The following is a 23098-nucleotide window of genomic DNA, read 5'->3' on the forward strand; positions in this document are numbered from 1 at the left end:
AAAGGCTACAGAAATTAATTGCTATAAAGAGCATTATTGCATTTAAAATTTTATATTTAACAAAAGTCGCTTTATCAAATCCCATGGAAACCTGTACTAAAATTTTAAGCAATGAAGAGTGGAAGGCCCTTTTCATACGTGAGCATAAAGTAGCTACATTGCCAGAAGAACCTCCAAAAATAAAACAAGCTATTATTTGGTTAGGAAAATTAGGTGGATTTATGAATAGAAAAAGTGATAATTTACCAGGGGCTATGACTCTATGGCGGGGCTATGAAAATCTTAAGGAGAGCATAGTTATGCTTCACATCATGACCTCTCAAAATTGTGGGTAAAAGTGAGCATTAAATATGAGAGAGTAAGATCGATCATTGAATGCATTACTCTATATTTTAGATATTCAGAGTACTACTGAAATCCACCTTTTCTTTTAATTCAGATATCTGCTCTTCTGTCAGACTAGGATGTTGATTTTTAACGCAGCTTATAAAGTTCGCTTCGCGTAACTTGAGCCTATAGTCTTGATAAGATATCCCTTCAGGCTGAAATTTATTATACACTTCATAACGTGTACTACCTTCATATACTAAATTATCTCTACCCTGCAACGCAAAGTTAAGATTAACTATACTATTTACATCATCAGCTAAAAGCAGAGCACTTTCTCCAATTGGGCTTTGCACATTCCATCTTATAGAAGTTAATAAATCATCGGTATCAACAAGCTTATTGTAATTAAAAACTTCTTCGCTTTCTTCAACATACTCATGAGCTGGGCTAGATTTTTCTCTAGTAAATAAGCTACGCACGTTAGCAAGAAATCTAGAAAGCAGTTCTTTTGACTCTACACCAGTTGCTTTAGTTAGTACCCAACAAATTGGCAACATTACTATACCAAATATAAACATAGAAATTGTATAATATAAGTTTCCAATCAAAGCAGAATACAGCCAATAATCTGAAGTTAGACCAATTACAGCAGCAACGTTACTATTTATAATAGGAAACAATATAGCTAAAGATATTATGGAGGTAGCAATATTCACGACTAATGCTAGAGTGAAATTTGCTCTCCTATTGGTTTTTGTAATAACACTTGCTGTTTCGATGGCGTTTCCAATACAACTTCTACTCAATCTTGTCGGGCTGATAACTTTTCCGCATCTATTTAAAATCCTTCTCTTTGGTGTTGCAGTTAGGTAAGTTGTAGGATAATCCTCATCAAGCTTGCACATATTCTCAAAATCCTTCTGCTTGTTAATACTGTCTGCTTCATCAACACTAATCCACAACTTGGTATTTTGGTCTTTAAATTTACGATCATTTTCTTGCTGCAATAACAGGTCATGTGTCACTATAATTGTTGTAGGTTTAGTTGCCTTCAGTGCATTTTTAATTTCCTCGGCAGTTTTAGGTGTCCTAATGTTTACAGTAAATGCACTACTCATCATTTTTTTAGCTTGGTTTACTAGATCACTGCTTGGTACTGCAACCAGATGATGAAATCCTGCTTGGGCTAATACATGACTCAGTATTACAATGTCGTAAGTCTTACCAAATCCAGTTTCTGCATCGATCATAACATTACAGTTAGCAATGGAAGGTTTTTTGAGATGTTCCAATATCCCTTCAACAACAGGTTTACGACGTGCTACTATTATAGATTCCTTTGTATCATCAAGTTTTATAGATTCACCTTGCAACTTACAGTTGATTTCTTCTAAGCTACTTATAATACTTTGCTTTTCTTGATTGCTGATAGAACCCACACATTACCAACTATAATTAGTATAATATTAATTGTATATTAATTCAGTAAATTGTCAATTCTATAGACAAAAAGCTGATTTCAACTATCATATTAATATGAATATATGCCTCGGAATAATTACTTCTCCCCATGGAATCAAAGGAGCTGTCAAAGTAAAAACCTTTACTGAAAAGCCCGAAAATATTTTCCTATATGGTGAACTAATAATCGGAAGTGAAAATTATAAAATAAGCTTGGTGTCTGTTGTCAGTAATAATTTAGTAATAGCAACAATTAGCGGTGTGAATTCCCGTAATGAAGCAGAACTTTTTAGAAATAAAAAGTTATATATAGAAAGAAATAAGCTACCACAGTTAAATGATGAGGATGAATTTTACCAAGATGATCTTGTGAATATGGAAGTAAGACTAGAGAGTAATGAATTATACGGCTATGTGAAGTCTATGCATAATTTCGGCTCGGGGGATATATTAGAAATTTTGGTTATCAGCACAAAAAAAAACATTATGCTATCTTTCACTAAAGAAACATTTCCACATATAAATATAAAGGAAGGGTATATAGTGATCAATATGCCAGAATTTATTGACTAATAAAAACTTTGATATTTGTATAAAGCTATTTATAATCCTTGTATCAAACTGAAATTTTAATTATGGCAGAAAGGGCTAATGATATCAGGCCAGGTCAGGTACTAGAACATAACGGTGGATTGTTTTTGGTTGTAAGTATTATGAATACTCAACCTGGTAAAGGTGGTGCATATATACAAGCTGAAATGAAAAATATCCAAACAGGAGCAAAGTACTATGAGAGGTTTCGCTCTGATGCAACAATCATAAGGGCAATTTTAGATGAAGAGGAATATGTTTATCTCTTTACTGAAGGGAATATCGTAAATCTTATGCATCCAAGTAGTTACGAGCAGATTGTTATAAATTTAGACTTATTAGGGGAAAAGAAGGCTTATTTGCAAGATAATATGAAAATTAAATTAGTAACTTATCAAGATAAAATAATTTCTGCACATGTGCCTGATCACGTTACACTAACTGTAAAAGAGACAGAGTCTGTTATCAAAGGTCAGACTGTTACTGCTTCTTATAAGCCTGCAATTTTGGAAAACGGAATACGTGTTAACGTGCCTCAATTTATAAAAGAAGGGGATAAAATTGTATTACATACTCCTGATAACAGCTATTACGAAAGAGTAAAAGAGTAAATGGCCATTTCATCACCACGAATCAATGTGATGCTTGATTCTGTACGCAGTGCCTCCAAGCAGCTTATACGTGATTTTAATGAATTGCAAATTTCAAGCGTTAAGTCAGCAGACTTTATCAATAAAACTTATTCAAAATCCAAGCAACTTATATACGATTGCTTGAAAAACTACAACCAGAACTATGACTTTATTTTTGAAGACGATGTGGGCCAAGATCTAAAAGACGGCGGTTATACTTGGTTTATTATGCCTATAGAAGGCAAGGAAAACCTTTTTAGTTGTATGGTTTATTTTGCAGTATCAGTTTGTCTCATTCATAAAAACAGAGTTGTAGCAGCTGTGATTGATGCTCCAGCCCTTAGAGAAACTTTCTGGGCAGAGGAAAAGAAAGGAGCTTTTCTTGAAGATTTCAAATCTCGCCATGTAAAAATGCGGATGAAAGCTCGTGAAGGGGGAATAATAGACATAAGTGGTAATTTGTTAAACAAATTACCACTTGACAATAATAATCTGCGCTCCCTTGGCTCAACGGTACTAGGTTTTGCATATCTTGCTGCCGGAAGATACAATGGAATAATTTACTCTGGAATTAATAAATATAAAACTTCACTCGGTAGGCTTTTTTTGCAAGAAAGCGGTGGGAGATTAAAGGAAGATAACGCGCTTGTCATTGCTGGAGATATAAACTAAAGTTCATTCAAAAGAGCAAAAGTCACGTAGTGAAAATAATAAATGGTCTTACCTACCCCTCATTGCATCAGGGTGGCAAAATAAGATAGACGAGAAAAGACAACTATAGGAACAAATAGTCAGTCTGTGACAATGGCATCTAGTCCTTTTGCACAAAAAACGTTGTAAAGTAACTTAGTTGGATCCCAGTGTCAGCTACTTTCATGATAAGAAATAAAGCACTGATTTTGTACATTAACCATGCTTTTAAATAGATACCTTATTCTTGGCAACTTTAAACTCAACAACAGACACAAACAGATAATTTCTCAAAAACTTTTACAAGAGATTTTGTTAAATGCTCTATCATTTCATTTGTATGGTAAGGCGTAGGAGTAATACGGAAGCGCTCAGTCCCCTTTGAAACTGTTGGGTAATTTATATGTTGTACATATATTCCATACTCATCAAATAACAATTTTGATGCTTTTTTGGACAACTCAGGATCGCCAATTATGATTGGAATTATATGAGTTTCTGTTTGCATAAAATTCACTCCTGCATTTCTCAGTGAGTCTTTTACCTTTTCAACAGACTGCTTTTGCTTCTCTCTTTCAACATTGCTCGATTTTAAATGCTCAACGCTTGCCTTTGCTGCTGCTGCTAAAACTGGTGACATAGCAGTAGTAAAAATAAATCCTGGGGCTGAACTTCTTATTACATCCACCAAGCTCTTTGAAGACGCTATATATCCACCCATCACTCCAAAAGCCTTTGATAATGTACCTTGAATAACAGTTATTCTATCCATCAAACCTTCTCTTTCTGCAATTCCGCCACCGCGCGGTCCATACATGCCAACTGCGTGTACCTCATCCAAATAGGTAATTGCATTATACTGATCTGCTAGATCACATATCGCTTCAAGCGGTGCTACATCACCATCCATTGAGTATACAGATTCAAGTGCTATTATTTTCGGCGTTTTTATATCTATAGACTTTAGCAACTGCTCTAAGTGATCAACATCATTATGCCTAAATATGTGCTTCGGTCTTTTGCCTGACTTTATACCTTCTATCATTGAAGAGTGATTTTTCTCATCTGAAAAAATTACCACACCCGGAATAACAGACGACAAAGTGCTAAGCGTAGTTTGGTTGGCAAGGTAGCCACAAGCAAAAGTTAAAGCAGCTTCTTTTTGATGCAAGTCAGCCAAAGACTTCTCGAGCTCAACAACTTCCTTTGTTGTACCTGATATATTTCTTGTTCCTCCAGCACCAACAGATGAATTTTGAATAGCATCAATGACACTATCGTTTTGTGACATTCCCAGATAATTATTACTGCACCAGACAATAACCTCTCTATTTCTTTCATAATCCATAATATAGGGAAGTTTGCCAGGTAATGACGCAAAATGCGTAAATTCACGATAGCGCCCTTCTTCTTTTATATCTTTGATTTTATTTAAGAATATTTCTTCGTAGTCTACCAAGTTTTTATCTATTAACGATCAATATAATTATAATAAATTATTAAATGATAGACTACTATATTTATTCATTATCAGCCACAACAAGGTGTACTTTTTTGTGTATCATCAACCTTTTTAACCTCATTATCCTCAACTAAGCTTTTAGGCCTATAGCAGTACGTAATTGTAGCTGCAATAAGACAACAAGCTGCAACTGCTATTCCTATTGCTAACATTTCCAAGTAAACCGCAACAGCCACTCCTAAGGCAATACCAGTTATTGCAAGCGCAGAAGCAGCTACAACATACTTTTTTGTATCTAGAGTAGTTGTTTTTTGGTTACTTTCGCTGCTTTGCTTATTAATCACTGGCAACACTGTTTCTTGTTGTGTATCTCTGTTAACCGTTTGTTTTACACACTTAGCAGATTGGTTAGAATCTTGCTCTTCCTCGTCACCATCAATTGATAGTGCACTTTTAACACTTGTATTGTCAGCCGGTTGCTGTTGATCAGCATTTTCTTTGTCATTTATATTACCAGGCTTTTCCTCAGTGGCCATTGAAGGCATTTCTGGTGTAGAAGCTGTTGCTTCAGGTTCCACTGTTTCAATTATAGGTATTCTTATTTCATAACTTTCTTCATTAATTTCTTCAAATGGATAATTACTATTAGAGTCTGAAGAAGTTCCGGCAAAAGCGTCACTCTTATCACCTTCAAGCTTAGAAAAGTCATTATCCTCAGAACTCAGTGATGATGAATCTGATTCACGTTCTTTAACCTCTTTCACAGGAATTTGTTGACTACTTGCAGTAGCACCTACATTATCACCTGCTGGTAATGCAGCAGTAGTATGCTCGAGATCATTTTTAAGAAGTGCTATTATTTTTGTAAGATCCTTTTTCTGCTCATCCTCTTCCAAGCTTGTCATTTTGTCATTTGCTTGACTCAGGAGCTTCTGCACAGTAGATTCATATTCACTATCCTCTAACTCCTTTAATAAATCCACCACATTAACATAATTGATGCTATCAATAGCATTAGACAATTTTTCCTTTATAGTTTCTATATTTTTATGCATTTTACCCTCCTCACAATTATTAGCTATCGCTTCTTCTGAAGCTTTTTCACTATTTATAATATTTTTTCCTTTATCAATAACATTTTCTTGCGATTGTTGGCTATCCGTACTGTTTATAACGGGTGACTTTGTAGTACTGCTACAATCTGCCTTATCACCCACTGACAATGCAGTAGCAATTTCTTCAAGCCTTTCTGTAAGAAGTTTTATAATTAGCCGGAGATTCCTTTCCTGATTTTCCTTATTCTTGCTCTCTTTTAAGCTTTGAATTTTGTCATTTGCTTGACTCAGGAGCTTCTGCACAGTAGATTCATATTCACTATCCTCTAACTCCTTTAATAAATCCACCACATTAACATAATTGATGCTATCAATAGCATTAGACAATTTTTCCTTTATAGTTTCTATATTTTTATGCATTTTACCCTCCTCACAATTATTAGCTATCGCTTCTTCTGAAGCTTTTTCACTATTTATAATATTTTTTCCTTTATCAATAACATTTTCTTGCGATTGTTGGCTATCCGTACTGTTTATAACGGGTGACTTTGTAGTACTGCTACAATCTGCCTTATCACCCACTGACAATGCAGTAGCAATTTCTTCAAGCCTTTCTGTAAGAAGTTTTATAATTAGCCGGAGATTCCTTTCCTGATTTTCCTTATTCTTGCTCTCTTTTAAGCTTTGAATTTTGTCATTTGCTTGACTCAGGAGCTTCTGCACAGTAGATTCATATTCACTATCCTCTAACTCCTTTAATAAATCCACCACATTAACATAATTGATGCTATCAATAGCATTAGACAATTTTTCCTTTATAGTTTCTATATTTTTATGCATTTTACCCTCCTCACAATTATTAGCTATCGCTTCTTCTGAAGCTTTTTCACTATTTATAATATTTTTTCCTTTATCAATAACATTTTCTTGCGATTGTTGGCTATCCGTACTGTTTATAACGGGTGACTTTGTAGTACTGCTACAATCTGCCTTATCACCCACTGACAATGCAGTAGCAATTTCTTCAAGCCTTTCTGTAAGAAGTTTTATAATTAGCCGGAGATTCCTTTCCTGATTTTCCTTATTCTTGCTCTCTTTTAAGCTTTGAATTTTGTCATTTGCTTGACTCAGGAGCTTCTGTAAAATAAGTTTATCTACTTTATTGTTTGGTTGCACTAGTAATTTTGCCACACTAGGAAGATCGATACTATTGATAGTATCAGACAATTTTTTCTCTATAGTTTTTGTATTTTTAGGCATTTTACCCCTCCTATTAATTGGAGCTTCTTTTGAAGCCTTTTTATTAGCTATAATATTTTCTCCTTTATCAACAATATTGCTTTGTAGCTGCTTACTATCAGTGCTTTGAGATTCTGAATTTTCTGATAAAATGTTACTTTCTATAGCTGAGATTGTTGATCTATCTGCAATGTTATCACTTTTTTTTCGCACCATAAAAGTTGCTGGAGTGTTGTACATTTGATCCCATAAATCTTGACGTTCAGTGCAAGAATATTCTTGCACATCAATAGAAAATTGCAGAATATTTCTAATATGCATTAAATTTAATATAAGATCAATATTCTTTTGGCGTTTATTGTATTTTGGATCTTCAGTGTATATATCATATCCCACATGAGCAACTTGAGCTAATCCATTTACAACACCCAGAACATAATTGTAGTTATATTCATGTAAAGCTTCAGACTGCAATAATTTATTTCCCATTTCTAGATCTTCCATGCGCTTCTCTATGCTAGATTTAAAAATCTCACACTCCTCTCGAAAAATTACGATAATTTCATCACTTTCTGTGCACAAATAACATACTTTTTTGACTAATGAGTAATCTTCTTGATCTGTCGAGTAGTGTACCGCATTTCTCAGTATATTCTGTATGACCTGCCTAGTTATTTGCTCATTGTGTGATATGCTCTGATAGATTTGAATGTGGGCAATTATATCGATTACAATATCCTTGCTTTTGATATTAGACAAGGTAATAAGAGCTAATTCATATGCATTATCAAATTCGTTATTTTTAAATTTTTGATTGAGATAATCGATAACATCGTTACTACACTCAGCATATTCTTCACATAAGTGCTCAATAAATGTGATATTACCAGCATCTAGTACAGTTTTTAGAACTAAATCATAAATTTTTTTTCTATCACGAGCTCCTATATTCTTTAAAATTTGTTGATTGAGCACCTTAATAACTCTATCGTCAGCAAATGCTTGCTCATATATATCATAATTAGTAGAACCCTTGTTATTGATATATCGTTTGCACAAGTATTCGATGATAGGCAGATGCTCCTGACTTATCACAGTCTCTAATAGAGTAACAAAACTCCCTTTTAGCAGATCTTTTACATCTTTAGTTGGCTCATTAATATATCTTTCAAATGCGTTTAGCACTAACGTGATAAATTTTTCATTTTTGACCAAAGATGCTGTTTCAAGGACGCCATATAAAGGATCGGGATTACTTGTTTTTAGTACATGCTCAAGATCCCTTAAGAAGGGTTCTGCAAGAACTGTCTCTAGTAACTCTTGTTCTTTTCTTAATGCTATGGTTGAGAAAAAGCCAATCTTATTGGGTTCAACAAGTTGTATAGTTTGATCCTTTATTTTATTATAAACCTCATCGATACTATGGAATTTTTCTATAAAAGCTTTTATATATTCTTGACCACCAACAAGTAAAGGTAAAAGACTTAAGTTTCCTTCAGCAAAAAGTATGCATTGATATTTTTCTGCCAATTTATCGTTAGCTGCAATTGCAAGTAACACCAATTCTTTTACTAAATAATCGTACTTAAGCTCTACTTGATTAAATTTATACTGTGATAGTATATTTGAATATATATGTTGATTATTTCGTAAATCTAAGTTAAGTTGTTGCTCACAAAAATTCTTTAAATTTGTACTCTCTAGCGTAATAGACCTGCCTTCATAATCCTCAATATTTTGTATAACTTCGTCTAATTTTTCATAATTATCTTCTTTTACAGCTTGATTTAAGATACTTATTACTTCAGCAAAAGTTAAATTTTTAGGAATAATGTCATACGATTCTTCATCTTTTGATTCTACAATAAATGATCTATCACAACCATCAGGAAAGTTTGCAAGTATTGCATTCTCTAAGCTTAGATCCTTAGCATATGAAACATCTTGATTTTCATTATTTAAAACTTCAAATTCTTCTTCAGCACCTAAATCTCTGGAATGGCGACGCTCACTTTCTCCTGCGGTATCTACTGCTGGCGGCATGAGTCCACCAAGTAAATTCCAACCACCCATGATTTACCCCCTAACTACTAGTTAAATTAATTATAGCATTAAACAGAAATTTTGCCAAGCAAATCATTGAGTCTTTTAGCAAACAGACTTACGTCTTCCATCTCTTCACCTTCCACTATACAAGCTTGATAGAACAGTAAGTAAATCATATCTCCAAGTGTTGGATTTTCACCATTTTCAGCGTGAGATTCCATTATGTTTTTTATCAAAGGATGCTTAATGTTAATTTCAAGTACTTTTGGCGTGCGGTAATTTAGCTGCTTCTGTTCACGTAAAAAACGCTCCATACGAAGATCCATAGTTCCTTCATCAACTGCTAGACACACAGGACTGTCGGTCAATTTCTTAGAGATCTTTACACTTTTTACTAAGCTTCCAAGAACCTTGGTGAAGTATTCGAGTATAGAATCTGCGTTTTCTTCGCTTTTATTTTCACCTGATTTATTTTCTTCATCTTTCTTACCTTCTTCTGAAGAGAATTTTTCTAAATCAACATCAGCGCGAGTTACAGATTTAAATTTTTGATCTTTATATTCATGAATCACGCTAGTCCAGAAATCATCAACTGGATCAATAAATAGAAGCACTTCCAATCCTTTGCTGACGAATCCTTCAAGTTGTGGACTGTTTTTTACTGAATCAAGGCTATTTCCCGTGAGATAGTAGATATGCTCTTGCTCAGGCTTCATTCTGCTTATATAGTCGTCAATGCTGACCAATTTCTCATCGCTGGTGCTATTAAATCTGCAAATCGAGAGCAAAGCTTTTCTCTCATCAGTTGGCATAGCTTCACAAAGACCCTCTTTTAACACCGCACCAAAATTTCCCCAGAATTTTGTATATTCCTCTAAATTCTCTTTTGCTTTTTTGCCAAGCTCTGATACCACACGTTTAGTTAGGGATTTCCTAATTTGCTCAACTACACGATTATTCTGCAATGTTTCTCTGCTGATGTTGAGAGGCAAATCTGGTGAATCAACCACACCTTTCAAGAAACGTAGGTATTGTGGTATAATTTGTACATTATCTTCAGTAATAAATACTTTATTTACATATAATTTTACAGAGCAGCGTCTATCTGGATGGAATAAATCAAAAGGCTTGATAGAAGGAACATAAAGCAAATTTGTATACTCTATTGCTCCTTCATTTTTATTATGCAGTATCATCCAAGGCTCACCACCAACATGCGCAACACCTCGGAAGAAGTTGTTGTGCTCTTCTTGAGTAACGTCATTTTTTGGCTTAGTCCAAATTGCAGCTTTGCTGTTTAATTTTTCACTTTTTCCTTCTTCATTCAAAAACTCAATGGGAAAATTTATGTGGTCAGAGTAAGTAGTAACAATGTTTTCAATACGAAACTTATCCAAAAACTCTCTTTCTTCAGGACGCATAATCAGGGTAATTTTCGTTCCATGAGGGATTTTATTATCTAGCTTGCTGATTGAATACTCTCCATCTCCTTTAGATTTCCAGATCCAAGACTCTTCTTCTCCAGCTTTCCTTGATTCTACTATAACTTCTGAGGCAACCATGAAGCTTGAATAAAAACCAACACCAAATTTTCCAATCAGTTCTACAGCTTGGCCCGAATCTTTATTATTCTTAATTGCATCCAAGAATTTTTGTGTACCGGAACTTGCAATTGTGCCAAGATTGTCTATTAAATCCTGCCTGCTCATGCCAATTCCATTATCGGTTATATACAGCTCATTCTTATCTTTATTGGAGCTAATAGTAATCTTTAATTCATCACTTGAATCTAATAAATTAGGATTTAATTGTGATTCATAGCGCAATTTATCACATGCATCTGATGCGTTTGATATTAACTCACGCAAGAAAATATCCTTATTAGTATAGAGTGAGTGGATTACTATATTCAGTACTTTCCCTACTTCAGCATCAAATTTTAAACTTTCAGTTTCTTGTATGTTGTGCATTTTGAGCTCCATTATTAGCCTGCTATTCTAATAATTTAAGTATTGCACAGCGATCTTTCAAGGTCATATATGCTAAAATTTATGTGAGCCAATTTGTCATGCAAGCTGAAATGATAAGAAGAGGGTTCTGTTCTACAATTCTCTTTATTCTTAAAATAAGATATCTCTTATTTGCTTCAAAGATTTGTGAGTCTTTGATTCTTTTTCTTTAAAAGTAGTCTCAAGAGAAGTTTTAAGCTTTTCCCATTCTTCCTGACCGTTTAGAATCAAAGCGCTCTCAATCTTCTCCAGTGCTTTTTGAGGTGATGAATATAATTCCTCATACAAATCAGTGTTTACTGACTGTAGTATTACTAAAAATGTAAATAAATTTGGATCAACTTTCACATAGTTTAAAAAACATAGCTTTATTTTCTTTACGCAGTGCTGTATTGCTTTTAATGATAATGAGAAGCTTTCTGCGTAAAATATAAAGCTATCTATTATTAAACTCTTTGATTTTTTCGGTAATTCAACACTTTCAAATAGCTTTCTTATAAACCTCTCTGTTGGCTCTTTTGGTAAATGCAAAGAGAGATCAGTAAAAGATTTTAGGCTGAAATTTGGTCCAAGTATTGTGCTGATTGCTCTTTGCACGTTACTTTTATCTTGACTAACAGAGATAATGAAAACCAGTCCCTCAACATCAAGCATGTACTTTATGGATTCTAAAAAATCGACAATGAATTTAGGGCGACATATATCAAGATCATCCACCATTATATAAATGTTTTTGTCTTTCCTGATTTTATTAACCACATCTGCTAGTTGTATTTTAAAATCTCTAATGTTCTCTTTTCTCCTTTGGAGAAGATTTAACTCACCCAAGACAAAACCAATGTCTTTCTTATCAGCCTCTTTTGCAGCATCGAGAAATACTGAAAGCATAGCAAGTGGAGATTTACTGATTAGCTTTCCTAATGTATTGAGAGAAAATAGTTCTTGGTTTATGTTTTTGAACTGCTGTATAACACTCCTTTTTACTTTGTATGATGCAAATAGATCCTCAAACAGGAAATGCAAAAAAGAAGGCAATGGTTGATCTAGCGCACTAATATCCCATGCGCTGTAATAAGCTGCAATTTCATTTTGCTGCCCTAGATCCTTTACCCATTCTTTCAAAAAAAATGTCTTACCCCACTTATCATATCCTTCTAAGGAGACAATTGAAAAAGACTGATCGATTGTCTTAATTACAGTACTAAATCTACTTGCAGCTTGTTTATAGTTTAAGCAATCATTCTCCCAAGTTATTACCTTAGGTAATTGCTCGTCTTTTTTTTTTAATGTTATTAGCGATATAAGTTTTTTTAAGCACATACCTTCTTTTGTATTTACTCATACTCTTGTCTTGAAGTAAGTGCTATCTTCAGCGTTCCTTCATCTAGGTAGTCAATTTCTCCACCTATCGGTATGCCACAAGCAAGGCGCGATATTTTTACATTCAAGTTTTTTAGCAATTCAATTATATATTGCGCAGTAACTTGTCCTTCTAATGTCGGATTGATTGCAATAATGACCTCTTCAATTTTAAATTCTGTAACTCTTTTAGGAATGTTATCAAGATTGAGTTCTTTTGGACCGACGCCATTTATTGCTGACAATCTGCCACCTAAAACATGATACATACCTGAATATATATTTCCTTTTTCAAATGCCCATAAATCACCTAATTCTTCTACTACACACATTAACTTGGTGTCACGCTTTGGGTTAGTACAAATAGAACACGGTGATTTAGTGTCTAAGTTTCCACAAATCTTACACTCTATGATAAGATCAGCTAGCTCTCTAATCAAAGATGCAAGTGGTATCATGATCCTCTCTTTGTTCTGGAGCAAATGTATAACTAACCTTCTTGATGATGATGGCCCTAAACTTGGCAATTTAGAAAAAGCATGAACTAAATTCTTTATATTAATGTTCATTCAACAAATTCAGGATAGTGCATAAAATGATAACATCAAACCTTTCGTAAAGAAAGCAGTAAGTCTTTATCTTGATTAGCTATAGAAAAATTTTTCCACTTTTCTCAGAAATTGTCTTGAAAAAAGTAATGTAATCATAATCTACTGTAACCCAACTCTGATTCAGGTGTAACTGAAATTATCTCAGACATTTGAGTATTTGTTCTAGTATTTCTTTTTTGAAAATGACGCAATTTATTTTTCAACATATTTCTTTCTTCTACATAACTGTCTGACTCTTTATTCAAACTAGAATTTTTTTCTTCACACTTGGAAAGCGTTATATCGATAAAATGATTCACAAGGAATACTACACCCATAGTGTCGAAGAGAAATCCAAGAATACGATATAACATATTTTCACTCGCTTCTTTATTTTCTGTGTCATAAGAATTTTTATACATTCTAAAACAAGAGCCGGAGGCTGCTAAGATTGCAGCAACAGATTTTGTTACAAACAGAAAAGACTTAGTTGGCGCTAATTTTTTATTACTATCTTCTAATTTTATACGCAACTTACTAATTTTACTACTATAGTGCTCAATAAACAATTCTATTGCCTCTTTGTTATTGGCATAATTATATGCTTTGTAAGATTCCTTATCTATGAGTTCAGTATCTATATCCTTTGATTTTATAAGCTCTTTGACTGCTTCATTCTTGCCAAGAAGCACAGCTTCGTGTAGAGGTGTGTACTCACTTTTAACATCTTTCCTTCTGTTAATATTTTCACGAGTTAAGTAGTTAAAAAGAGCTGAAATGCATTCTGAATTATTACCTTCAATAGTCAGAGTAATTACGTCTTTTTCGTCTTTGTTCTTAGTATTAATAACTTTAGAAAGCGGCTTTTCATTCTCTTGCTTATGTTCAAAATATTTGTGCTTGTAAAACTCATTTGCACGGTATGGCTCCTTAAGAATACACAAAAGCTTTTTTACAAAATCAGCATGATTTTTTTAATAGCCACATGTAAAGGTGTGTCCTGATTTTTTCATCTTGCAACAATAAGGCATCATACAAACAACCCTCTTTATATAAGAGATTAATCTCTTGATCAAAAGAGATATCTTCTTCTCCTTTACAGATATTTAGTAGCCGTAACCCTATACTTTCTGTAGTACTGTAATCAATTGCAGAGCTACGTTGCACTTTAGATTGATAAAGGGTTACGTCCATACTATTCCTACCTTTAAACACAACCCAGCTATACCTCTGAACAGTCTAGCTATACCTGATTCACTTTGAGTGGCACAAGGTGTTTCATCTTGAAAGTTAATCTCAACATCTTCATTAGAAAAAAGTTCTAAAACATGCGAGCTGCTTCTTCTACTGGAAAAAGGCACCTCGTTCTTTTTATCTTTGATCTCAGCAATCTTTACATTCGAAGCACTTAGAGGGTTAGCTAAATAATCAAGATCTGTAGCATTTTTAGACTCAAAGTCTTCTGCTTGAAAATTTGCTGCAGAGTTTATTTGACCTTCTATTGGTAACATAAAAAATTAATGAGTAGATTACAGGAAGACTATCTCATCTTTGAAAATTTTCAACCCTATTTTTGAAATAGTTTTTGATAAAAATACTTATGAAACTAACTTCTGTGTTAATTTTTTAGAAGATTTTATAGCTAAAAAATTACTTCCGCATATTTTAAATCTAATTGCAATTACAGTTAGACATATTTATTGAGCTCAAAAATCTATCTCCGTCTGCAGACTTTTTTATTAAACTCATTAAAAAATGTAGCGTATCCTCTTCAGAGCATATCTGTCGTATGTTCACTGCATTTTTTCTCATCTTTTTTATACAGGGGGATCTTATGTTCAGAATTCCAGATACTTGACCTTTACTTTAGCTAATAAAAACCAACTGGTACCTGCGGTTTTTATAGCTACGTTTTCTCAAACAAGTTTTAAATAAATATTAAAAAGCTTGTAATTTTTATTAAATCCCTAGTGTTGCTTCATCACCTGCAATTACATGAGTCTCTTCATGTTTGACAGAAGATAGTTGAGAATCAATAGCAACATCCGCAACAGCTTCTTCTATTGATTTAGCCTGTTTATAGTCCTGACTTAGGAAATATATAGCCAATCCAATCGCTATTCCAGCAACAAGAGCAGATACTGCAAGTGTGCATAATATGATAGTCATTGAAGGTACTAAAGCACTACCAACACCCAGTCCAATACCGAGAAAAACACCAGGTATAATGCCAATCAAACTATTACATCTAGCAATTTCTTTTTTCGATTGAGCTTGGTCTTTCATATATTTGATGAGTGCTTTTTTTTTATTTCCATGAGCTAAATCTAATGGAATTTTGTCTTCTTCATTCTTTATCAAAGGATTTGCACCATATTTTAAAAGGGCTTCTATTGCATCAGTGTTATTACTTATAACAGCTTGGTGTAATAATGTACTTTCACTACTTTGATCTCGAAAATTGATCAATTTGTAGAAATACTGAGGAGTAACAAATCTATTCACCACTTCATCTAAAATCTTCACCACGTTTTGAAACGGTAATATATCTCCTTCTTCAGACCTTGCGCTATCGTGTTTAATACAGTGATGCAAGATAGGGTATACTATCTTTCCTCCTTCCTTATTGATAAGATCTCCATTTACAGGGGCTCTATTTGAAATAGCCAGTTTGAATAACTCCTTGTTAATCACAATTTCCTTATTATCATTAATATACTTTTGCAATTTTATAACTTTTTTATCATAATCCTTGTCTCGATTATTAATGATTTTAAGCAAAGCAGTCATATTATCTCCCTATTCTAATTATATAAATAATATAATAAATTCTAATAAAAGTCAAGTTTTTAGTTAAAAAGCTAATATAATTTATTAGCAATTACTATGAATGTCAAATAAATTCCAATAACATCAAAAAAAACTCACAGGATCAACATCTATTGTTATTGCAATGTTTGAACTCAAGTTACAGCAATGTTTCATCTTTTTCTTTATAGACAGACTGTATTTATTGTGTATTTTGAGTAACACTCTATACCGATATTTATTATTTAAGAAATTTATTGCTGCTGGTGATGGGCCAAAAATTTCAAATTCTTTCAATGTCAAGTGCTGAGAGGTAGTTGAAAATTGATTATGTAAAAAGTTTGTTAACTCACTTGCTGCTTTCTGCGTTGCAAATTGATCCTTACCGCAAACTATAAGCGCTATTAATCTACTAAATGGGGGCATTTTAGCTTTTCGTCTTGACTCAAGTTCAATTTCATAAAACAAATCCCTTTTTTGCTGCTGCAATGCTTTTATTATCAAACTTTCAGGATTATTAGTTTGTACTATTACCGTTCCTTTCTCATGAAACCTTCCTGATCTCCCTGCAACTTGATGCAATAATTGATACGTCTTTTCTGCTGCCCTGAGGTCAGAGTTTTCAAGTCCTAAATCTGCATTTATCACTCCAACCAAAGTTAATTTAGGGAAATTATGCCCTTTAGCAATTACTTGTGTACCAATTATAATATTCACTTCTTCCTTGAGCACTGAGTCAATTACGCTACCAAGCGACTTCTGATCGCTGCTGATAATTGCAGTTTTCGCATTTGGTAATAGCTTTACTATTTCTTCAAGCAATCTTTCAATTCCCACACCATAGAGGAAAAATGACTCCTCACTTTGACAATTTGAGCATTTTTCTGGAAGTTTTGATTGATAAGAACAATGGTGACACAAAAGGACATTCTTTTTCTTGTGGTACGTAAGCCATACAGTGCAATTTGAGCAGGAAATTTTATATCCACATTTTTTACAAACTGCAAGTTGCGCATATCCTCGGTGGTTTAGAAAGAGCATAACTTGCTGTTTTTTCTCTATGGTTTGTTTTATGCCTTCGAAAAGCTCGCTGGAAATCCATTGTTTATTATTCACTACTTTTATGTGCGGCAACTCTGCACCACCGAACCTTTTAGTCAGTTTCACATGATTGTAATTTCCGTTTTTAACATGATAAATTGTTTCAAGCAGCGGAGTAGCGGATGATAAAATAATCGGAATATTTTCGAGTTTGGCTAAGACTATTGCCATATCTCGAGCATTATATATAATCCCCTGTTCTTGTTTAAAGGATGAGTCATGCTCTTCATCAACGATGATTAATTTTAGGTTTTTATAAGGTAAAAAAAGTGCTGATCTTGCCCCAATAATGATCTGTGCACTTCCATTTGCTATATTGAGCCAATTATTTCGGCGAGCTTTTGGAGTAAGTCCCGAGTGCCACTCAGCTATATTGCGAGATGTCTGACTGCGAACACGATTTACCAATTGTGAAGTTAGAACAATTTCTGGCAGAAGGATCAGGACTTGTGCATCGTTTACGATTTCAATTAACCTTGCAATCACAGAGAGATAAACTTCCGTTTTTCCAGACCCGGTTTCACCGTCAAGTAAAGTTACTGAATACTCATTCAAATTACTTATTATTTTATCTCGAGCTACCTGCTGATCAGGGCTTAATTGGTAATCTATTTCACTTATTTCTTGCTTTTGCTTAGTGCAAACTAACTTATCTATTTGATTTACCTTTAATACTCCTCCCATTATCACTTTGGCAAGCATACCGATAGGTATTACATTATACTGTGCAACCCACTCTGCAAATTCGATCAGTTTTGGTCTGATGCTCGGCAAATCGATCTTTTGCTCAATAAATTTTAATTCTCGATCGCTTTTGCTACTTTCTCTCCAAACTATTCCAATCAAACGCTTTCTGCCAAACGGCACCACTACGTAATCTCCAATTGAAACTTCAGTATCTTCCTCAACTGCATATGAAAATAGCTGATCAATTGGAAGTGGCAGTAATACGTCAACTGTTTTTGTCATAAGTTAGAGCTGTTTTTAGATACATAGAGAAGCCTTAATGCTTTTTTCATAGTACACAATTTATAATCATAAATATTGGAAATGTGAGGAAATTCTGTATGTTTAGCGATAAAATAGTCCTAGACTTTGAAATAGAAAAAGGTGACCGAATAGATCGGTGTTACTTCTCTACACGCATCAAACTTACAGATAAGAGCAAGAGTTTTCTATGTGAAAAGCTCGGTAAACCTAACAATTTAGATGATTACTTTAATCTTAATCCTGAGAATTTTTATATTTATTACAACAAATATAGTGGGCACTATGGTATAAATGAGCTGTATGTCAGAGATGAAAATGGTAGATATTTAGCTACTAAACTTCCACTTGATCAGAGCGGATTTTCGATAGAGTTATCATTCGACAAGGTGAATTATGGCTTTTATCCTCTGTATGCAATCTATAATCCCACTCAATATGACAAAAAGCTGGAAAAGAGCTTTGAAGATAATGGTGAATTGCAGCCGTTTGTGTCAAGTGTATTGGATTACTTTCTAAATGGCTTAACCATTCAAGATATGTTTTTGCAAATACAAAATGAGCTTGTTGAAAAAGAAACAAAATTAGAAGAAGACAGAAGAAAAGCAGAGGAAGAATTAAATCAAAAGAATGAAAAGTTAAGAGAACTCATACAAAAGGATGAGATTAAAGTACTTAAAGTAATAAAAGGTCATAGTATTGGGAATGTACGTTCAGCGGCAATTTTGCAGCTTGATGATGATCTTGATGCAAGTAAATACTACATAGCATAGTATGAAGGCAATGAATACTTACATTGCACGAGCTCTGGTTATGACATACTGCTTGACCAGAGCGATTTATTTTTTGTTCTCAATAGAAGTTCTTATCTTGAACTTGAAAGCGGTTTCTACTCAATACTTGCTGGCAACTATGCTAAATATCTCGATACTAAGAATCTGCTTTTTAGCGATGATCAACTATCTAAGCAGTTATGCAAAAACAAGGTAAAGGCTGAATCTACAGTTAACGCATTTTTCTCAAGACTTATTTATAGTGAAAATTTTTAAGAGGTGAGTATGAAATTTAAAACAAATTCTGGATATGATAAATCACAAACTTTGATTAAAAAATTATTTCCAAATAAAGAAAGTATAGTAATAAACGATCAGCTTACAATAGAAGTAAAATATGGGGGATTAGCTAGTTATACCCCTGAGTATATAAAACAAACTGTAAAAGATGCTTACGGAGCCTGGTCTGATAATTTCTATTCACAAAAAAGCGTTCATTCTGGTCCAGTAAAATTGCAGCTTTATGTGCTGAAAAATTAAGATGATTACAAAGCTCACATCAAGGAACTTTCAGGTGGTAAGGACCATAGAGAATTATGGGGTGGTGGAACGGTCAGAGCACACGAAGCTGACGGCACGATAGCAAAGACTTTTATTGTTGGAGATGTAAATGGTTTACTTTGCGCAAAATCTAAAATTTTAATGGAGAAAATGAGCGATGCATTTCTTGAGTACTCTACCGGTAATATGGATACAGTACCTGAAGTTTTACGTACCGGTATGAAGCTTTTCATGTGGAGCTATGATGCAGCTAAAAAAGAAAGCACTCGCGATATGCATTATACAAAAGAAGCATACAATAAAATGCATGAATCTGGGCATGATACACCATATAAAATAGCAAGTATGTCTAACGACTATAGAATATCAGATTGCTTAGTGACATTCCTACAAGAAAAACATCCTCAATTCATAAAGCAATTGCTTACTGAAATGTCCTTCGATAGAGTACAAGCGATATCAAAATTCAAACATCTTTTGAATAACTCAGAAGTTGAAAAAGAATTTAAGCAGTGGATGGATGTAAAAAGTGGCGATAAAATTGTGGCAGATCTTGTGCCAGATAGTGAAGTTATGACTTTTGGCGAACACAAGCTTCAAATAAATATAAAATATGATGATGAGGAATTAACTCAGAGCAAATTGAGTAGTGTAAAAAATGCCATCGAGAGTACTATAAAAGATTTTGATTCAGCATTTGGCATTAATAATTCTCAGCCTTGGCACAACATACCAAATAAAGTTAATGTTTTAGTATTTAATACAAAGAGTGACTACGAAAATTATCTTAAGGAGTTGAACGTTAACTATAAAGGCGCTTCTGGCTTAACAGTTCAAGGGCGTGGCTCAGAAGTTCATGTTTATTTTTATCTACAAGACCAATTTGATGACTCGTGTAAAACTTTAAAACACGAATTGGGGCACGCCTTAACTATCATTAATTCCTATTATGGTACAGGTGATGTCTTATCTAAGGCCATGCATGAAGGGGTTGCTAACTATATGGCAAGTTTAGAAGATGGTCGGCATGTCAATGAACACGGAGATAAAGAGGCCTTGATTGCAATAAGAAATAAAGATCTCAAACCAGATGAAATATTGCGCAATAATATTTGGAGTAATAAAGGGGAACATTATCATTCGGATGCTGAACAAGTGATCAAATTTCTTGAAGATAAACACCCAGATATGATTGATAATTTGCTCAAGGGCCTTTCTACACATCGTGCAGATAGATCTCAAGGTAATAAATTATTTGAGGATTTTTTGACTGAGCTAAAAGGTTATACTCAGGAATTTAAACAGTGGGTCAAAGCTGAGCTTAGTGGTGAACAACATATGGAATATAATGTTGTTGAATCTAACAGTGTTGAAAGTTCAACAAGCCAACAAAGTGCAGGCAAGGGTCTATATGGTTATAGCCCAGTACATAATGTAAGTGGTGATAAAACCAAGATAGAAAGTGTCAGTAGAGAAGATTCTATGCAACCTGCTAAAAAAGCGAGTGAAGACGAACAAGGAAAAGCTGTTACAACAAAAGTTATGAAGTATAATAAACAGCCTTTCTTAAAGGTTAATATTGATGACAATAATGTAGAAAACAATATAGGAAAAGTAAACGAGATAAATAAGGTAACAGGTGCGACGAGTTTACATTTTGCTGCTTCATTGGGAGATTTAAGCAAAGTAGCAATGCTACTAAAACACAATTCATATACTGATACAAGAGACCATAATGGACAAACGCCACTACATTATGCCATTCAGTCAGGAAATACGGAAGTAGCAAAATATCTTATTGATCATGGAGCAAATTTTAATGTTCATGACAATTATTATCAGAAAACTAATACTAAATATGTGTATTATAAGACACCTTTACACTATGCTATTGAGTCTGGAAATATAGAGATAGCTAAATACTTAATAGATCGTGGTGCAAATCCTAATATTCAAGATGCTTATTCCAAAACGCCATTATACAGTGCTATTTATTCAGGTAATACAGAAATAGTGAACTATCTATTAGATCATAACGCAGATCCTAATAGTAAAAGTTATTATACTTTTCCGTTACTTGCTGCTATTAAGCTAGGGAATGCGGAAATAGTTAAGAGTTTAATTGAGCATGGCGCAGATCTTGGTATCAAAAACACGTCAGCTCAAACACTGCTGCACTATGCAATTGAGCTAAAACATACGGAAATTGCTAAATACTTAATAGATCGTGGTATAGATGTTGATACCCGTGATATTAGCTCTGGTAAATCTCCACTACATTTTGCCATGCACATGAAAAATATGGAAGTAGTTAAATATCTCATAGAGCATAATGCGGATATTGATATTCAGGATAGCTACGGCTTAACACCTTTGCATCTTGCTGTTGATCTTGGGAATAAGAAGATGATAGAGCAGTTAGTTGAAAAAGGTGCGAATATTAATGCTCAGGATAATGATGGTTGGAAACCTTTAGTTCATGCAGTGAGGCATGGAAAGTTAGATACAATAGAATATCTAATAAAAAACAAAGCTGACGTTGACGTTGTAGGCAAAGATGGCAGGACACTTGTTGAACATGCTGAGTTATGGGCAGAAGAGAAAGGACTAGCAAGAGATGTAATAGATAGCAAAGGCGATAATGATTCTTATTATCGTGAGCTTTCAAAAGAAGCTGCAACTTGGGAAAAAGCTGGAAAAGATATGCTTATCTATCTCAAAAAAATTACTATGCAAGAAGAAGAATCTAACGATATAGACCAAATGCCAGCAGATCAACCTGAAAATGGAGAGAGGAATAAAAGGTCGCTAATAGAAGACGAAGAGAAGCAAGAGGAAACAATTGTTATAGATGATATGAAAGAAGAATCACAACATCCTTTAAAAATCAAGGTAGGTGAAGCTATTGGAGATGGTAAATATAAGGCGGTGCTGCAAGCTCAAGGTCAAGACATAGATAATTTTTATCAAAACTTAAGTAGTCAGTATACTGCTGGGAAATACAATTATAATCAAATGATAGCTCTGTATAATAAAGTTTATGTGCAAGATTCCAAGCTTGATGGAAAGCCGATCACTCTTTCTGAAGCTTATGTTACAAATGATCATCTATTTATTAAAAATCAAGATTTTGGAATTTTGAATGATTTTAATGAGATGTTCTATAAAAGTGATGAGTTTATGTAACATAAAAGGTGGATGAGAATTAATTGATATAAGGAATTAGATTTTCTACTGTCATCCCAGTGCTTCGACACTGGGATCAAGTTTTCATATAATCTCATCACAAACGTTTATTTTAATTTAAGACCAATACCCAATTTAGAATCAAAATTCCTGGATTCCAGTGTCAAGCACTGGGATGACACCCTTTGGGTTTCATGTAGTTGTCCATCATGTACTAT

General features: G+C 33.9%; 18 protein-coding genes. 7 read left to right on the plus strand and 11 right to left on the minus strand.

The features are described from left to right. Positions 1-83 precede the first annotated feature (83 nt). On the plus strand, positions 84-335 hold the full coding sequence (locus AAE962_RS01700; RefSeq protein ID WP_343288679.1) for an IS4 family transposase: 252 nt from the start codon (positions 84-86) through the stop codon (positions 333-335). Positions 336-392: 57 nt separating this feature from the next. Here the strand turns inward: AAE962_RS01700 and AAE962_RS01705 are convergent, their stop codons facing one another. Further along, a complete protein-coding gene (locus AAE962_RS01705; protein WP_343289315.1) occupies positions 393-1769 on the minus strand; it encodes a DEAD/DEAH box helicase in 1377 nt (458 codons plus the stop codon). A gap of 97 nt (positions 1770-1866) precedes the next feature. On the opposite strand from AAE962_RS01705, the gene rimM reads away from it, so the two are divergent. The 3 genes from rimM to AAE962_RS01720 all read left to right on the plus strand — a co-directional run bounded on the left by rimM (position 1867) and on the right by AAE962_RS01720 (position 3686). Further along, the gene (rimM, locus tag AAE962_RS01710) at positions 1867-2364 is read left to right on the plus strand and encodes a ribosome maturation factor RimM (protein ID WP_343289316.1); all 498 of its coding nucleotides are present in this window, start codon (positions 1867-1869) and stop codon (positions 2362-2364) included. Positions 2365-2426: 62 nt separating this feature from the next. Further along, entirely contained in the window at positions 2427-2993 is a 567-nt protein-coding gene (gene efp / locus AAE962_RS01715) for an elongation factor P (protein ID WP_343289317.1), read from the plus strand. Next, the gene (locus AAE962_RS01720) at positions 2994-3686 is read left to right on the plus strand and encodes an inositol monophosphatase family protein (RefSeq protein WP_226079969.1); all 693 of its coding nucleotides are present in this window, start codon (positions 2994-2996) and stop codon (positions 3684-3686) included. Between the two features lie 280 nt (positions 3687-3966). Here the strand turns inward: AAE962_RS01720 and hemA are convergent, their stop codons facing one another. The 10 genes from hemA to priA form a co-directional block, all read right to left on the minus strand. Beyond that, positions 3967-5163: a 5-aminolevulinate synthase gene (gene hemA, locus AAE962_RS01725; protein ID WP_343289318.1), complete on the minus strand. Its 1197-nt coding sequence runs from the start codon at positions 5161-5163 to the stop codon at positions 3967-3969. Between the two features lie 71 nt (positions 5164-5234). Then, positions 5235-9533, minus strand: coding sequence for a hypothetical protein (locus AAE962_RS01730; protein WP_343289319.1), 4299 nt, complete (start codon positions 9531-9533; stop codon positions 5235-5237). Positions 9534-9571: 38 nt separating this feature from the next. After that, complete coding sequence (gene htpG, locus AAE962_RS01735) at positions 9572-11476, minus strand: molecular chaperone HtpG (RefSeq protein WP_343289320.1); 1905 nt, start codon at positions 11474-11476, stop codon at positions 9572-9574. Between the two features lie 150 nt (positions 11477-11626). Further along, positions 11627-12835 carry a P-loop NTPase fold protein gene (locus AAE962_RS01740; RefSeq protein ID WP_343289321.1) on the minus strand — a complete coding sequence of 403 codons (1209 nt, stop codon included), beginning with the start codon at positions 12833-12835 and terminating at the stop codon, positions 11627-11629. Positions 12836-12849: 14 nt separating this feature from the next. After that, positions 12850-13443 (minus strand): recombination mediator RecR, encoded by a 594-nt coding sequence (recR, locus tag AAE962_RS01745; protein WP_343289322.1) that lies wholly within the window; start codon positions 13441-13443, stop codon positions 12850-12852. 134 nt (positions 13444-13577) lie between these two features. Further along, on the minus strand, positions 13578-14408 hold the full coding sequence (locus AAE962_RS01750) for an ankyrin repeat domain-containing protein (protein WP_343289324.1): 831 nt from the start codon (positions 14406-14408) through the stop codon (positions 13578-13580). Between the two features lie 16 nt (positions 14409-14424). Beyond that, positions 14425-14658 (minus strand): hypothetical protein, encoded by a 234-nt coding sequence (locus AAE962_RS01755; protein WP_343289325.1) that lies wholly within the window; start codon positions 14656-14658, stop codon positions 14425-14427. Beyond that, the gene (locus tag AAE962_RS01760; protein ID WP_343289326.1) at positions 14649-14975 is read right to left on the minus strand and encodes a hypothetical protein; all 327 of its coding nucleotides are present in this window, start codon (positions 14973-14975) and stop codon (positions 14649-14651) included. The genes AAE962_RS01755 and AAE962_RS01760 overlap by 10 nt, the downstream gene beginning before the upstream one ends. A 448-nt stretch (positions 14976-15423) precedes the next feature. Then, a complete protein-coding gene (locus tag AAE962_RS01765; RefSeq protein ID WP_343289327.1) occupies positions 15424-16254 on the minus strand; it encodes an ankyrin repeat domain-containing protein in 831 nt (276 codons plus the stop codon). A 123-nt stretch (positions 16255-16377) separates the two neighbouring features. Beyond that, positions 16378-18342 carry a primosomal protein N' gene (gene priA / locus AAE962_RS01770; protein ID WP_343289328.1) on the minus strand — a complete coding sequence of 655 codons (1965 nt, stop codon included), beginning with the start codon at positions 18340-18342 and terminating at the stop codon, positions 16378-16380. A gap of 98 nt (positions 18343-18440) precedes the next feature. Between priA and AAE962_RS01775 the strand changes: the two genes are divergently transcribed. From AAE962_RS01775 to AAE962_RS01785, 3 genes are all read left to right on the plus strand, one after another. After that, the gene (locus AAE962_RS01775) at positions 18441-19133 is read left to right on the plus strand and encodes a hypothetical protein (RefSeq protein WP_343289329.1); all 693 of its coding nucleotides are present in this window, start codon (positions 18441-18443) and stop codon (positions 19131-19133) included. A gap of 285 nt (positions 19134-19418) precedes the next feature. Continuing rightward, positions 19419-19673 (plus strand): hypothetical protein, encoded by a 255-nt coding sequence (locus tag AAE962_RS01780; RefSeq protein ID WP_343289330.1) that lies wholly within the window; start codon positions 19419-19421, stop codon positions 19671-19673. Between the two features lie 171 nt (positions 19674-19844). After that, positions 19845-22880: an ankyrin repeat domain-containing protein gene (locus AAE962_RS01785; RefSeq protein WP_343289331.1), complete on the plus strand. Its 3036-nt coding sequence runs from the start codon at positions 19845-19847 to the stop codon at positions 22878-22880. Positions 22881-23098 lie beyond the last annotated feature (218 nt).

The organism is Wolbachia endosymbiont of Encarsia formosa (genome assembly GCF_039540065.1).
In the GTDB taxonomy this organism is placed as follows: Bacteria; Pseudomonadota; Alphaproteobacteria; order Rickettsiales; family Anaplasmataceae; genus Wolbachia.

Bases quoted from the DNA above. Each gene is read 5' to 3' on its own strand.
- AAE962_RS01775 (WP_343289329.1), top strand. From the start codon at position 18,441: ATGTTTAGCGATAAAATAGTCCTAGACTTTGAAATAGAAAAAGGTGAC.
- AAE962_RS01765 (WP_343289327.1), bottom strand. From the start codon at position 16,254: ATGACTGCTTTGCTTAAAATCATTAATAATCGAGACAAGGATTATGAT.
- priA (WP_343289328.1), bottom strand. From the start codon at position 18,342: ATGACAAAAACAGTTGACGTATTACTGCCACTTCCAATTGATCAGCTA.
- htpG (WP_343289320.1), bottom strand. From the start codon at position 11,476: ATGCACAACATACAAGAAACTGAAAGTTTAAAATTTGATGCTGAAGTA.
- AAE962_RS01760 (WP_343289326.1), bottom strand. From the start codon at position 14,975: ATGTTACCAATAGAAGGTCAAATAAACTCTGCAGCAAATTTTCAAGCA.
- AAE962_RS01720 (WP_226079969.1), top strand. From the start codon at position 2,994: ATGGCCATTTCATCACCACGAATCAATGTGATGCTTGATTCTGTACGC.
- rimM (WP_343289316.1), top strand. From the start codon at position 1,867: ATGAATATATGCCTCGGAATAATTACTTCTCCCCATGGAATCAAAGGA.
- AAE962_RS01755 (WP_343289325.1), bottom strand. From the start codon at position 14,658: ATGGACGTAACCCTTTATCAATCTAAAGTGCAACGTAGCTCTGCAATT.
- AAE962_RS01785 (WP_343289331.1), top strand. From the start codon at position 19,845: ATGAGCGATGCATTTCTTGAGTACTCTACCGGTAATATGGATACAGTA.
- AAE962_RS01740 (WP_343289321.1), bottom strand. From the start codon at position 12,835: ATGTGCTTAAAAAAACTTATATCGCTAATAACATTAAAAAAAAAAGAC.
- recR (WP_343289322.1), bottom strand. From the start codon at position 13,443: ATGAACATTAATATAAAGAATTTAGTTCATGCTTTTTCTAAATTGCCA.
- efp (WP_343289317.1), top strand. From the start codon at position 2,427: ATGGCAGAAAGGGCTAATGATATCAGGCCAGGTCAGGTACTAGAACAT.
- AAE962_RS01730 (WP_343289319.1), bottom strand. From the start codon at position 9,533: ATGGGTGGTTGGAATTTACTTGGTGGACTCATGCCGCCAGCAGTAGAT.
- AAE962_RS01780 (WP_343289330.1), top strand. From the start codon at position 19,419: ATGAAATTTAAAACAAATTCTGGATATGATAAATCACAAACTTTGATT.
- AAE962_RS01700 (WP_343288679.1), top strand. From the start codon at position 84: ATGGAAACCTGTACTAAAATTTTAAGCAATGAAGAGTGGAAGGCCCTT.